The 13,787-nt window shown below is 33.3% G+C and carries 10 protein-coding genes; 8 read left to right on the top strand and 2 right to left on the bottom strand.

Annotated features, from left to right (window positions below):
- Position 1 precedes the first annotated feature (1 nt).
- From LX80_RS09785 to LX80_RS09770, 4 genes are all read left to right on the top strand, one after another.
- Positions 2 to 1,339 (top strand): MFS transporter, encoded by a 1,338-nt coding sequence (locus LX80_RS09785; protein ID WP_111295768.1) that lies wholly within the window; start codon positions 2 to 4, stop codon positions 1,337 to 1,339.
- Between the two features lie 11 nt (positions 1,340 to 1,350).
- On the top strand, positions 1,351 to 2,211 hold the full coding sequence (locus tag LX80_RS09780) for an alpha/beta hydrolase (RefSeq protein WP_111295766.1): 861 nt from the start codon (positions 1,351 to 1,353) through the stop codon (positions 2,209 to 2,211).
- Between the two features lie 295 nt (positions 2,212 to 2,506).
- A complete protein-coding gene (locus LX80_RS09775) occupies positions 2,507 to 5,542 on the top strand; it encodes a SusC/RagA family TonB-linked outer membrane protein (protein WP_111295764.1) in 3,036 nt (1,011 codons plus the stop codon).
- 46 nt (positions 5,543 to 5,588) lie between these two features.
- Positions 5,589 to 7,004 carry a RagB/SusD family nutrient uptake outer membrane protein gene (locus LX80_RS09770; protein ID WP_111295762.1) on the top strand — a complete coding sequence of 472 codons (1,416 nt, stop codon included), beginning with the start codon at positions 5,589 to 5,591 and terminating at the stop codon, positions 7,002 to 7,004.
- Positions 7,005 to 7,142: 138 nt separating this feature from the next.
- On the opposite strand, the gene LX80_RS09765 is transcribed toward LX80_RS09770, so the two are convergent.
- The gene (locus tag LX80_RS09765; protein WP_111295760.1) at positions 7,143 to 8,501 is read right to left on the bottom strand and encodes a chloride channel protein; all 1,359 of its coding nucleotides are present in this window, start codon (positions 8,499 to 8,501) and stop codon (positions 7,143 to 7,145) included.
- Between the two features lie 190 nt (positions 8,502 to 8,691).
- Here LX80_RS09765 and LX80_RS09760 point away from each other — a divergent pair, with 190 nt between their 5' ends.
- The 4 genes from LX80_RS09760 (at position 8,692) to LX80_RS09745 (ending at position 12,863) form a co-directional block, all read left to right on the top strand.
- Positions 8,692 to 9,390, top strand: a complete 699-nt coding sequence (locus LX80_RS09760; protein WP_211307743.1) for a response regulator transcription factor — start codon at positions 8,692 to 8,694, stop codon at positions 9,388 to 9,390.
- A 46-nt stretch (positions 9,391 to 9,436) separates the two neighbouring features.
- Entirely contained in the window at positions 9,437 to 10,828 is a 1,392-nt protein-coding gene (locus LX80_RS09755; protein WP_111295756.1) for a sensor histidine kinase, read from the top strand.
- Between the two features lie 133 nt (positions 10,829 to 10,961).
- The gene (locus LX80_RS09750; RefSeq protein ID WP_111295754.1) at positions 10,962 to 11,852 is read left to right on the top strand and encodes an OmpA family protein; all 891 of its coding nucleotides are present in this window, start codon (positions 10,962 to 10,964) and stop codon (positions 11,850 to 11,852) included.
- 150 nt (positions 11,853 to 12,002) lie between these two features.
- The gene (locus LX80_RS09745; RefSeq protein ID WP_170120434.1) at positions 12,003 to 12,863 is read left to right on the top strand and encodes a universal stress protein; all 861 of its coding nucleotides are present in this window, start codon (positions 12,003 to 12,005) and stop codon (positions 12,861 to 12,863) included.
- Here LX80_RS09745 and LX80_RS09740 read toward each other — a convergent pair.
- Positions 12,860 to 13,711: an AraC family transcriptional regulator gene (locus tag LX80_RS09740; protein WP_111295750.1), complete on the bottom strand. Its 852-nt coding sequence runs from the start codon at positions 13,709 to 13,711 to the stop codon at positions 12,860 to 12,862. The genes LX80_RS09745 and LX80_RS09740 overlap by 4 nt on opposite strands.
- Between the last annotated feature and the right edge of the window lie 76 nt (positions 13,712 to 13,787).

The following is a 13,787-nucleotide window of genomic DNA, read 5'->3' as shown; positions in this document are numbered from 1 at the left end:
AATGAATCGAAATAAATTAGGCAACTATCGATGGACGATTGTTGCATTGTTATTTTTTTCCACTACGATCAACTATATGGACAGGCAAGTAATAGGGTATTTAAAACCTATTTTGTCTGATAAGTATGGATGGTCTAATTCTGACTTCGCTTTAATTACTTCTTGGTTCACCGGTTTTTATGCTACCATTACCATATTTGCCGGGGCTATAATAGATAAAATTGGTACTAAATTAGGGTTGGCTATATCGCTTAGTTTTTGGTCGCTTATGGGCATGGTTAATGCTTTTTGTGGAGGAGCAGTGTATCAGCATGTTATTGTAAGAAGTTTATTTGGTATAGGTGAAGCAGGAAATTTTCCTGCATCTATAAAAACAGTGGCAGAATGGTTTCCCAAAAAAGAAAGAGCTTTAGCTACAGGAATTTTTAATAGCGGTGCTAATGTTGGCGCAATGGTTGCTGCTTTATTGGTACCTTGGTTAGCTGTTCATAGTTGGTTTAATCAATCAATAGAGGGCTGGCAGATGGCTTTTCTCTTAACCGGTGCAATTGGATTAATATGGTTAATTTTTTGGTTTGCATTATATCATACACCTGCAAAACATAAAAAATTATCGAAGGCAGAATTTGAATATATACACAGCGATGATGTAAGTGCTGTTGATGTAAAGTCTGATAAAAATAAAATACCCTGGATTAAATTGTTAGCCTATCGTCAAACATGGTCATTTTTTATTGGTAAGTTCCTAACTGATGGTGTATGGTGGTTTTTATTGTTTTGGCTGCCTGATTATATGAAAAAGCAGTTCAATATGCAAGGCGAAGCAATTATGCTACCTTTATTCACTGTTTACGGTATAGCCATTGTTGGTAGTGTTGCAGGGGGGGGATTTCCCATGTACTTTATTAATAAAGGAATGGAAACTTATAAAGCAAGAATGAAAGCAATGTTTATTATAGCACTATTGCCCATTATTCTGGTAACTACCCAGTATTTTGGCAATGTGTCAATTTTTGGCAATACTGCTTACATTTATGCTTTAATTGTTATTTGTATTGCTGCTGCTGCACATCAGGCATGGTCAGCGAATATATTTACAACGGTATCGGATTTATTTCCTAAGAAAGCAGTTGGTTCGGTAACAGGTATAGGAGGTCTTGCAGGTGGAATAGGAGGGGTATTAATGCAGTTAATGGCAGGATGGTTAACGGATGCTTTTAAAAATAATCCTCAAACCGCGTATTTAATTTTATTTTTAGTGTGTGCTTTTGCTTACGTTGTTGCATGGTTAATTATGAAAGTACTGGTACCCAAATTTTCACCAATTGCTGATTTATAAACTATTTTGTTATGCGTTTACTCATTTTTTTTATACTCATTTTTTATTCAATACCTAATATGGTAAATGCGCAACAACGTATTTATTTATACGCTGATAGTGAAAACAATATCATTAAAAATGGTTTTGATACAGTTAAGCCTTACATGGAATACTATCCTGCAACTAATCATATTGCCAATAATCAAAGAACAGCAATTTTAATTTGTCCCGGTGGTGGTTTCAGGTATTTAGCATGGGAGAAAGAAGGTGTAAAGCCGGCAAAATTTTTTAATTCAAATGGAATTGATGTGTTTGTATTACACTACCGTGTAAATGATGAATTATTGCGAGGGCATGAATATCCGGCACAATATAATGACGCCAATCAAGCACTGAATTATATTTATAATCATGCTGATTCTTTTCATATACAAAAAAACAGAATTGGCATAATGGGTTTTTCTGCCGGGGGACATTTAGCCGCAACTATAAGTACACTTAATCCATTAAATGCAGGAACTATTACCCCTTCATTTACAATTTTATTGTATCCTGTTATTACCATGGAAAGTCCCTATGCACATGCTGGCAGTAAAAAAATGCTTTTGGGCGAAGCACCAAATGCGGATTTAATCAAACATCTTTCTGCCGAAAAAAATATTTCTCCAAATACACCTCCTGCAATTATAATTCAAGCAGGCGATGATAAAACGGTTCCTGTTCAAAACAGCATTATGTATTATGAACAATTATTGACCAATCATATTCCTGCTGCATTGTTTATTTATGATCATGGGAAACATGGTTTTGGAATGGCAGAAAATGATTCATGGTTAAGTCAATGGCCGCATGAGGTTATTAATTGGTTAAAGTCAAACCACTTCCTTTAGTCCATAAAATAAGCTTCCACGTATTAAAATATATCTGCTTTTAATTCTTTTTTAAGTTTCGTTTAAGCGTATTATAATTTTGTTTAAGACTTTGAAATGCAGATGTAGCAATAACTTCACTTTTCAATGTTAAATAAAAATTATTTAACTTTTTTATGAGGAATGGTGCAGCACTTTTTTATTATGTGCGCTCATTTCTACGATTAAAAAAAATTGAATGGAAAATTTTTAAATGGTTACATGTAACCAAGGTGATTTTATTGTCTGCTCATTCTAAAAACCAAATATAAAACACATGAGAAAATTTCTAACCTTGTTGTTATGCCTATTAGTGACTGCCGGCTCACTTTTAGCACAAACCCGAACAGTAAAGGGAAAAATTGTTGATGAAAACGGCACACCGCTTTCCGGTGTTTCTGTCTTAGTCAAAGGTACACAGTTAGGTACCAGTTCAGGTGAAGATGGAAGTTTCACCATTCAAGTGCCGGAATCTGCTAAAACCCTGTCATTTACTGCAGTCAATTTTGCTCCATTGCAACTTCCCATCACTAATAATATGATGGTAAAAATGCAAAGAGGTTCATCTGATTTATCAGAAGTTGTGGTAGTGGCTTATGGTACAACTAAGAAAACAAATGTAACCGGGTCGGTTGCCACCATTAGTGGTTCAGAAGTGGCTGATAAGCCTTTTACATCTGTTGATAAGGCCATGCAGGGTGCAGTTGCCGGTTTACAATCAACTTCATCATCAGGCGCGCCGGGTTCTGCTACTGATATCCGTATTCGTGGTATTGGTTCTATTAATGCAAGCGCATCGCCTCTTTGGGTAATTGATGGAGTAATTGCTTCAACAGGCGATTTTACCGTTAACACCACAACTGCTAACGTGTTAAGCTCTTTAAATCCGGATGATATTGAAAGTATTACTGTTTTGAAAGATGCAGCTGCTACTTCAATTTATGGCTCACGTGCTGCTAATGGTGTTATATTGGTTACAACAAAAAAAGGGAAAGCCGGACAAACACGTATTAATTTTAGCACCGAAATTGGTGATAACAGTAGGGCTTATGATCCTAAGGTTAAGCCATTAACTACTGCACAATCTGTTACTGTTTATCAACAAGCTTTAATTAATGCCGGTTACGCCGCTAACAATACTCAAGCAAATGCAATTATTTTTGATCCCGTTAATGGTTTTGGTGTTGATTCTACCGTAAATACCAATTGGTTTAATGTAGTAAATCAACCTCATGCAGCACAACAGCAATACAACCTTAGCTTAAGTGGCGGAAATGACAAAACACAGTTTTATGCTAGTGGTGGTTATTTTAATCAAGATGGTACCACATTGAATACATATTTCAAAAGGTACAATGGAAGTTTATCTGTTACCCATCATGTTAATGACAGAATAACATTTGCTACCGGATTAAATGGAAGTACCAGTGAACAGTCAACGCCAACTAACGGTGGTACATTTGCGAATCCCGTATTAGAATCTTTCTTCTTATTGCCTTGGTATTCACCTCGTAATGCAGATGGATCTTTGAAATATAATGACCCACAAGGTGAGTTTCCGTTAAACGGTGGTATTTATAACCCATTGGTACAAGCAGCTTATAATAAAAATACTGCTAAACAAACTACATTTAGGGGTTATGTATCAGGTGAATTCCAAATTTTAAAGAATTTGAAATTTACTAGTCGTTACTCAGGTGAATACTTTACTATTCAGGAAGATCAATATCGTAACCCTTTCTATGGTGATGGATATGCTCATGGTGGGGATGCTTTTTCTGCTTTTACAAGAGTGTTTGATTGGACATGGAGTAACTTTGCTGACTTTAAGCAAAATTTAAACAAAGCCAATGATATTTACTTTGATTTAAAACTAGGATATGAAGCTCAGCAATATAAATATTACACTTTGCAGTCAGGCGCCCAAGGATTTCCTAGCACACTCGCTCTAACTTATTTGGCTTCCGCAGCTACACCAACATCGGCATATGCATTACCAAGCGGAAATGCAACCAATTCTATCTTTTCTAATGCGGATATAAATTTTAAGAATAAATATGTGCTTAGTGGAAGTTTTAGAAGAGATGGTTCTTCTGTTTTTGGGGTGAATAACCGATATGGTAACTTTTTTTCTGTAGGTGCTACATGGAATATTAATGAGGAGGAATTTATCAAAAATATTTCATGGATTAACTTGTTAAAATTAAGAGCTTCTTATGGTTCTAACGGTAACTCATTAGGCTTTGGAAATTACCAAGCACTTGCTACATATGGGTATGGTTATAATTACACCGGTGTACCGGGAAGTGCGCCTTCAAACATCGGTAATCCTAATTTAACTTGGGAAAAGAATAAACCATTTGATGTAGGAGTTGATTTTAGTATTTTCAAAGACAGATTATTTGGAACTGTTGACTATTATAACAGGGTTACTTCCGATTTATTGGCGAATACAACATTATCACCAACTTCAGGTTTTCCCGGTGGTCAATTAAGTAATGTTGGAAGCGTTAAAAATGAGGGTATTGAAATTACATTAGGTGGTAAACCGGTTGTTACTAAAAACTTCTCATGGACTGTATCTTTCAATTTCGCACATAATAAAAACAGGGTAGAGTCATTATTCCAAAATAAATCAATTAGTGCTTCACCATTCTATTATACTGTTGGACATGATTTGCAAGAATTTTATTTACGTCAATGGGCTGGTGTTGATCCTACTAATGGTGATCCTAATTGGTACACAGATGCCACTAAGAAAACAAAAACAAATAATTATTCTGCTACACAGTTAGCATTAACCGGTTATTCTGCAGCACCTAAATTTTACGGTTCATTAAACAATACTTTCGTTTACAAAAACTTTTCTTTAGATGCTCAATTATTTTATAACTATGGTAACTACTTGTTTGACCAATGGGGTGCTTATTTGAATAGTGATGGTGCATATTATGGTGCATTTAATCAATTAAACACTCAATTGAATGCATGGAAAAATCCGGGTGACATTACTAATGTTCCTAAAATTGTTTTAGGAGGAAATAAGAATGGATATCGAACTTCTACTCGTTACATTTATAAAGGCGATTATGTACGTTTAAGAAATATTCAATTAAATTATACAATTCCGGGTTCTTTAGTAAAAAGAGCATATTTAAAGAATGTTACCGTATATGTTAGAGGTACAAATATTTTCACTTTCGGGGTTGACAAAAATCTAGCATTTGATCCTGAAGCCGGTATTAATGGAATTGGAAATTTAGAAGTTTTTATTCCCAAAACAATTGCCGGTGGTATCAAAATTGGTTTGTAATACCTGAATTTAAAATAAACAATTATTATAATAAAAATATTTTACAATGAAAAGTTTTCTAAAAAAATATGCCCTTACGGTTTGTTCATCTGCATTAATTTTAATGGGGTGTAGCAAAAACTTTATTGTTGAAAATCCAAATGATTCGGTGCCATCTACTCAAGCTTTAAATACTGAATCCGGATTACAAGATGCATTAAATGGTGCTTATGCAGGATTACGTGCAGTAGCACTTTATGGCAGAGATTTTCCGGTAATAGGCGATTTACAAGCGGATAATACCTATGTTGAAACAAAAAATTCCGGGCGTTATCTTTCACAATACAATTATAGCGTAGTTTCCAGCGATGCCGTTGTTGGTGAAATGTGGAACCAGGCATACATAACTATTCTTAGAGTAAACAATATTATTGATGCAAATGTTACCGGGCCTAATGTAGCTGCTATTAAAGCACAGGCTTATGCAATCAGAGGTCTTTTATACTTTAAATTAGTTAATATATATGCTCAGCCATACACTGTAGATTCAACTTCTCTTGGTGTTCCTATTGTTCTTCATTTTAATCCTAATTTATTTCCTGCAAGAAATAAAGTTAGTGAAGTGTATAGCCAAATTATCAGCGATTTAAAAATGGCGGTTGCAAATGCTCCTGCTTATTCTACTTCGGTTCGCATAAGTAAATATGCTGCTGAAGGATTATTGGCTAGGGCTTATTTATATATGGGCGATTATGCTGATGCTAAAAGTGCAGCAGTAGATGTAATTAATAATGGTCCCTTTACATTAGTTACTCCTAATAATTATGCAGCTTTTTGGCAAAATCCGGCTGCTCGCACCGATGCTGTTGAAACTATGTTTGAAGTGGATTGTGATGCCATTAATAACAATGGATTTGATGATTTGGGAGGAATTTATTATAATGGTTATAACGATATCTACTGTTCCAGCCAATTATATAATTTGTATTCTGCTACCGATGTTAGAAGAGGATTGTTGGTTCCTGGAACTACTAAAAGTGGATCACCTGCTTACATTGTTATTAAGTTCCCTAATGCACAAAATACGGATAGAGATAACTTGAAAGTAATAAGGTTGGCAGAAGTTTATTTAATTGCTGCTGAAGCTTCATTGCCCACTAATCAAACTGATGCTTTGTATTATTTAAATGCATTGTTAGCACAACGTGACCCGCTTGCTGCACCTTATACTGTAACAGGTCCTTTACTTCTTCAGGCAATTGTTACTGAAAGACGTAAAGAATTAGCTTTTGAAGGTGATAGGTTGTATGATATGAATAGATTACAATTACCTATTAATAGAGTTGCTAACCCCGGAGCTATTCCCGCAGGACCTAATAATATTAATTTAAATATACCATATCCTGATAATAGAAGGGTAGCACCCATTCCTCAACAAGAATTAACTGCTAATCCAAATATTGTTCAAAATCCTGGATATTAATTCTAAGTAGAAACTTTAAATGTAAACAGGCTGGCACTTTTTTTAATGCCGGCCTGTTTTTTTTTAATTTTTGATAAAGTAATACAAGCTTAATTCAAAAATGATATATGATATTAAATATGAAACTGCATTTTAAGATTATCCTTTATTCAGCTCGTGTAACAAACGCTCTTTTACTCTATCATAAAACGAATGTTTATCAATAATTAATGCAACCATATTTGCAATCATTGCCGCAACAAGTAAGTGGAAAATTAAAGTATGCCTATCCGTCATTTCTAAAACTAAAATAGCACAGGTAAAGGGTGTTCTGCTTAAGCCTGTTAAAAAAGCCACCATTCCCGCTAAAATAAGTACATTGGTATCACTAGCCGATGCATGTAACCAACCCGCAATCACTGCTCCAACTGTTGATCCTGCACTTAAAGAGTTGACCATTATTCCTGCAGCACCACCCATAGGGTTACAAATAATTATACCCACTGTTCTTAATATGGGTAAATACCAAGGCAAATGTTTGTTGCTTTCAAATAAAATATTTGTCATTAAATCCTTTCCTGAATTCAATATCCGCATATCTATGTAATAAGCAATGGTAGCTAATATTAATGCCCCAACTACTATATATAAGATAGATTGATAAGTTTTTTTAAAACCATCTTTCCACTTTATAATTTTCAAAACATAATATCCCATTGTTGCACCTAAAATACCTGCAATGACTCCTACTATTATAACCGGAATAAAAATGAAGTTGGACAGATGTGCAACATTGGGATATCCTAAATATAAAAATGGACCTGCTAATGCTTGTGTAGTTAAACCGGCAATAATAAGTGAAGAAAAAATGGAAGTTCTAAAATTGCTAATATGCGATTTTGTTAATTCTTCCATAGCAAAAACAATACCTCCTAAAGGTGTATTGAATGCAGCAGATAAACCTGCCGCCGCACCGGTCATAATCATGTACCTCTTTGAAATTTTTGGCCACCAATCCGGTAACCATTCATTAACTTTTCTAAATATAGAACTGCTTATATGTATTATGGGGCCTTCTCTTCCTAGTACACCACCGCCAAATATGAATATTAAGCTCGATAAAATTTTAATGATAATAATTCTAATTCCTAATAATTTGGTTAATTTCTCTTCATTATTTGGTTTGGCAATTTCTATGGCAGCCATTACTTGTGCATTACCGCTTCCTTTAGCAAAAGGTGCAAATTGTTTAACAAGCCACCATGCAATTATAAATGCAATGGGTGGAATTATAAAAAGAAGGTATTTGTGTTTCAAGTAAATACTCATCCCTAAATTTTCTGCCCATGTAAATGCTTTTCCGTAATAAACTGCAATTAAACCCACCAGTAAAGAGGCAATCCAGTAAGGAATGGCACCTAAAATATTTCTTCTAATTGTATCATTATGAAAATTATCGTAAAGTTTTTTTCCTGCTCTTTTAATTTTGTTGATAGTATTCATGATTGCTCTTAACATTCTAAATACGGTTTAAACTTAAATTTCGCATAATTTTATACAAAAATCGGGGCGAAGGTCAGGAATTATTAGAACCGAATAAGTTAATAAACAATTAGAAATATATTGTTTGGCTAAAACAAATTCATTTTGGCTATATAAATACTTCTAATTCAAATTAAAAAGCAGCAAAACAAAAAGACAGATGTTTATGGATGAAAAAAGAATTTTATTGGTTGAAGATGAATCAAAAATTGCGCAAGCTTTAAAAAAAGGCTTATCGGAAAACGGTTATGAGGTTGAAGCTGTTTTTGATGGTGCTATTGCAAAGCGCCTGTTTCAACAACATGAGTACGATTTGATTATACTAGATGTGAATTTGCCGGGTATGAATGGATATGAATTATGCAAGTTTATTCGTACGCATAATCAACATGTTCCCGTTATTATGCTAACTGCTCTTAGTACTACCGATGATAAAATAGAAGGGTTTGATGCCGGTGCAGATGATTATGTTATAAAGCCATTTGAGTTTAAAGAGCTGTTGGTTAGAATTCGTGCATTGTTGAAACGTACACTTAATCAACAAGTTCCAATGGGTAATATTTTGCGTGTTGCTGATTTGGAAATGAATTTAGATAGCAAAGAAGTGAAACGGGGTGACCAAAAAATTGTATTAACCGCTAAAGAATTTCAATTGTTGGAATATTTTATGCGAAATAGAAACAGAGTACTGTCTCGCGCCGATATTGCTGAAAAAGTGTGGGATATTGATTTTGATACACAAACCAATGTAATTGATGTTTATGTAAACTATTTAAGAAATAAAATTGACAAACAATTTCCTGTGAAGTTAATTCATACACAAGTAGGAATGGGATACGTTTTAAAAGAAGAGCACACCCGTTAATATGGCATCAAAATATGCTGTATTACTATAATTTTAATTAACCCATATGAAGATTAAATATCGCATTGCAGTTTTGTTTACCCTGGTTGTATCATTCATATTGCTGCTATTGTGTGCTTCCATATTTTATTTTTCAAATTTAAATAGGGCTTTCTCTTTTAGAGAACGGATAAAAAACCGAGCGATTACAACGGTTAGTTTATTGTTTAAAGTATCAGGCATTAATCCAAACTTACTTAGAAGAATTGATGAAATAACACAAATTTCATTAGATCAAAAAAGTTTTCAAATCTTTAATAGTGCAGGAAACATTATATATAGCTATGCCGATGAAAATGTTACACCTGTTCCAATTAATGCCAACATTCTTTTAAAAGCGAAAGAAAAAGGCACTTACTTTTTTAATTATGAAGGTAGAGATGTTGTGGCAGTGAATTATACCGATGGTGATAATAGTTATATTGTTGTAGGTGCCGCATTTGATAAAGACGGATTTCAAAAACTGGATGAGCTTAAGTTAATTTTATTGTTTAGTTTCATAATAGGTGTTTTAATTACCTTTTTGTCGGGTCTGTTTTTTTCAGAAAGAATTGTGCATCCCATTCAAAAAATTACAAAAGAGGTAAAAGAAATTTCCTCACAAAACTTATCTCGAAGAATTGAATTAAAAGAGCCTAAGGATGAGTTGTATCAATTATCTTATACCTTTAACGACTTAATGAATCGTTTGCAAGAGTCATTTGAAATTCAGAGAAGGTTTATCGCCAATGCTTCGCATGAACTTTCCACGCCTTTAACCGCTATATCAAGCCAGCTTGAAATTACTATGCAAAATGAACGAACTGCCGATGAATACAAAGCTGTCATTTCTTCTGTTTATGATGATGTTAAAAATTTAAATCAATTAACCAGAAGTTTGCTTGAAATAGCAAAAGCCAGCGGTACCTCCGATGGTATTGAGCTTTCTTTGGTTCGGATTGATGAATTGCTTATGCGATTGCCTGTTGAATTACGAAAAACAAATGCCGCATATAATGTACAATTGCATTTTGATACTTTTCCGGAAAATGAGGACAAACTGTTAGTTTTTGGAAATAATGATTTATTGTTTAGTGCCATAAAAAATATAGTAACCAATGCTTGTAAGTATTCGCCCGATCATACTGCAAATGTTTCACTTTCATTCTCAGATTATGAGCTATACATAATTGTAAAAGACAATGGTCCCGGAATTTCGCAAAAAGATTTAGATTTAATTTTTCAACCCTTCTATCGAGGCGAAGAAGCCGAAAATAAACATGGCTTTGGGTTGGGCTTACCCCTTGCTTTACGAATCATTAAAATGCATAAGGGAAATATCACTATCAAAAGCACAGTAGGTCAGGGTTCTCAATTTACCATTGTTCTACCTATAGGTCGTTCATTCCACTTAATATAAAGTTTTAATTCTTTTCTAATCTAGTATTAATAGCCGGCTAATTAATACCACATAACTTGCATTCGTTTTTAAATATTATCTTTTTTTGAGTAAAGAAATATTTAAATGCTCCATGAACAATAAATGTTTTTAAATGAAACTCTCTTTAACTATATTATCTGCAACTTCTTTATTATTAATGGGAGTTGGATGTGTGAGCCCGAAAAAACTTAGAACTGCCGAAGCAAAATATGCACAGCTTGATTCTGCTTATGTTGCTAAACAAAACGAATTAAGAGAGTGCCAAGGAAATTTAAAAAACACCAGTGATCAAAAGACAGATTTGGCGAAGCAAAAAGCTGACTTATTGGCTAAAATTGATGATTTAAACAAACAAATTGATTTCTTAAAGAAAAATAACACACAAGTTTTAGATCAATTAAAGGATTTATCAGTGGTTTCAGGCGCTCAAGCTGAAAGCATTAAGCAATCTTTAGCCAATTTAAATGCTAAAGACAGTTACATTGCCAATTTACAAAGTTCTTTGGCTAGAAAAGATTCTTTGAATATGGCATTGGTAATGAACTTGAAAAGTGCTCTTAGTGATGTGAATGATACTGACATTAATATTAAGGTAGAAAAGGATGTTGTTTATATAGATATTTCAGATAAATTACTGTTTAACAGTGGAAGTTATACAGTTACCAATAGAGCCAAGGAAGTTTTAGGTAAAGTAGCCCAGGTTTTAAATGCACATCCCAATATTGAATTTATGGTTGAAGGTAATACAGACTCTAAACCATACCGCAATGGTCTTTTATTGGATAACTGGGATTTGAGTGTTAAGCGTGCAACTGCTGTTACCAGAATTTTGCAGAATAATTATAAAATAGATCCTAAAAGAATTACAGCAGCAGGTCGCGGTGAGTACGCCCCGGTTGCACCTAATGATACAAAAGAGGGTAGAGCAGCTAACAGAAGAACAAGAATTATTATACTTCCTCAACTGGATCAATTCTTTAAGTTATTGGAAAAAAATAAATAATAACTATTTAAGGTTTTCTCATATACTCAAGCAGGGTTAATTAAAGCCGCACTTTTCTAAGCGTGGCTTTTTTGTTTAATTAACTTCTAATTTCCTATTAATAGCTTGCTAATTTTTGTAATGTATGTTTGTTTGTCCCAAATTGTATCAATGCTACCTTTCAAAAAAATACTTGTATTAATAAATTATAATATTAACTCAGAAACTGTAATAAAAAAAATTGCAGCATTTGCCGATAATCCTGCTTTAGAGTTACATTTTATCTTCGTTATACCTTATTTCAGCTGGAAAACAATATTAGGTTTTAAGCAAAGCGTGAATAAGCATTTTAAGAATAAACGAATGTTGCAAAAAAAGATAGAAGCAGATATTGTTTTAAATGAAATACAAACAGTAGTTTTTAAAACCTATCCTGATATAGCTGTTTATACCGGTGTGCTTATTGACGGTGCCATTAATCCTGCGTTGGTACAATACATACATGAAAACCAAATTGATTTGGTTTTATCTATTCGACAAAGCTTAAAAAATTTGTATTATTCAGCAGGTATTAACCACAATTATATTGTACAAAATGCTAATTGCCCTGTTTTAAGTGTAAATGGAGGTTTTTTGCAGCAAAATATAAAATCAATTCTTATACCTGTTTATTCTTTTTTGCCCGACAAAAAAATTGAATTAGCTTCTGCCTTTGCGCGTCAATATAATGCTCAAATTTATATTATAACTATTTTAAACGATAATGAAGAACAATCTAAAGTTATAGCAGACGTTTTTTATCTGACATATAAGCGCTTGAAAGATGAAGGGTTCAATCCACATTATAAAATGCTTTCAGGAGCCAATGCGCCTGATATTTTAGTTCAGTATGCGCAACAAATTAATGCCGATATGATTTTAATTAACCCGGAAAAAAACAAAAAAGAAAATAGTTTTATAAAACGTTCATTGAATAATTTCTTAAGTCCTGTATCACCTTTACAAGTATTAATGATGCAATCGAATATTTAAGCAATGGCTTTAAATTGTTTTCTGTATTGTGAAGGGGTAACCTGCTTAATCTTTTTAAATTGCTTACTAAAATGAGCCCAGCTGTTATAGCCGCTATTGTAGCAAATGTCAATGATGTTATCATTACTTGCTTGTAGTAGTTTACATGCATGCCCTATTCTTAATTCTTGCAAAAAATCAAAATAACTTTTTTTGATATTTTTTTTAAAAAATCTGCAAAATGTTGGTATGCTCATTTCAGCAAGCGCTGCAACTTCTTCCAGTGTTATATGCTTTAAATAATTTTTCAATGAATATTCAAATATCTTTTCTATAACTGAATTTTCTTTACTTGATGATGTTAAAGAAAAGTTTGATGTAATGATGGTTATTTCTTTAGAGGTACTAATTGAATATAAGCTTTGTAACAATTGTGTAATGCTATTAAAGCCAGTTAGCTTTTCCAATGCAATTAAATCCTTGGCAATTTTTGCACGTAAATTTTTGTTTAGTTGTATCCCATTGTTAGGCCCTGTAAGTAATTGGTTAATGGTTTTTAATTCCGGCAATGATAAAAATGTTTCTCCCCAAAATTGTTTGGTAAAATGAACAACAATAGCACTTCCAATCATTTTGTGATGCGCTTTTCTAAACCAATGCGGTAAATTGCCCGAAAGGAAAAAAATATCTCCGGTATTATAGTTGCCTACATAATCTCCAATCAACGCGGTTCCATTGCCTTCTGTAATTAATATCAATTCATATTCTTCGTGCATATGCCAATTCGTTTCAAAATTCGGTGTTCTGTATGTTCTGCAAGCGAATGAGCTATCTTGTTCAATATGTATTTTTTGAATTAGTGGTTGCATAGTTTAAAAAATAACCTCTATTTTATCAGAAAATTTTTCTAAAACTACAAATAAATGATAAGATAGCATATTTCTT

It is taken from the genome of Hydrotalea sandarakina, assembly GCF_003254115.1.
Lineage (GTDB): Bacteria > Bacteroidota > Bacteroidia > Chitinophagales > Chitinophagaceae > Hydrotalea > Hydrotalea sandarakina.
This window is presented reverse-complemented; position numbering and strand designations above follow the sequence as displayed.

What these genes read in the sequence shown, in the direction of transcription:
- LX80_RS09785 (WP_111295768.1), top strand. Translation starts at nt 2, where the DNA reads ATGAATCGAAATAAATTAGGCAACTATCGATGGACGATTGTTGCATTG.
- LX80_RS09780 (WP_111295766.1), top strand. Translation starts at nt 1,351, where the DNA reads ATGCGTTTACTCATTTTTTTTATACTCATTTTTTATTCAATACCTAAT.
- LX80_RS09775 (WP_111295764.1), top strand. Translation starts at nt 2,507, where the DNA reads ATGAGAAAATTTCTAACCTTGTTGTTATGCCTATTAGTGACTGCCGGC.
- LX80_RS09770 (WP_111295762.1), top strand. Translation starts at nt 5,589, where the DNA reads ATGAAAAGTTTTCTAAAAAAATATGCCCTTACGGTTTGTTCATCTGCA.
- LX80_RS09765 (WP_111295760.1), bottom strand. Translation starts at nt 8,501, where the DNA reads ATGTTAAGAGCAATCATGAATACTATCAACAAAATTAAAAGAGCAGGA.
- LX80_RS09760 (WP_211307743.1), top strand. Translation starts at nt 8,692, where the DNA reads ATGGATGAAAAAAGAATTTTATTGGTTGAAGATGAATCAAAAATTGCG.
- LX80_RS09755 (WP_111295756.1), top strand. Translation starts at nt 9,437, where the DNA reads ATGAAGATTAAATATCGCATTGCAGTTTTGTTTACCCTGGTTGTATCA.
- LX80_RS09750 (WP_111295754.1), top strand. Translation starts at nt 10,962, where the DNA reads ATGAAACTCTCTTTAACTATATTATCTGCAACTTCTTTATTATTAATG.
- LX80_RS09745 (WP_170120434.1), top strand. Translation starts at nt 12,003, where the DNA reads ATGCTACCTTTCAAAAAAATACTTGTATTAATAAATTATAATATTAAC.
- LX80_RS09740 (WP_111295750.1), bottom strand. Translation starts at nt 13,711, where the DNA reads ATGCAACCACTAATTCAAAAAATACATATTGAACAAGATAGCTCATTC.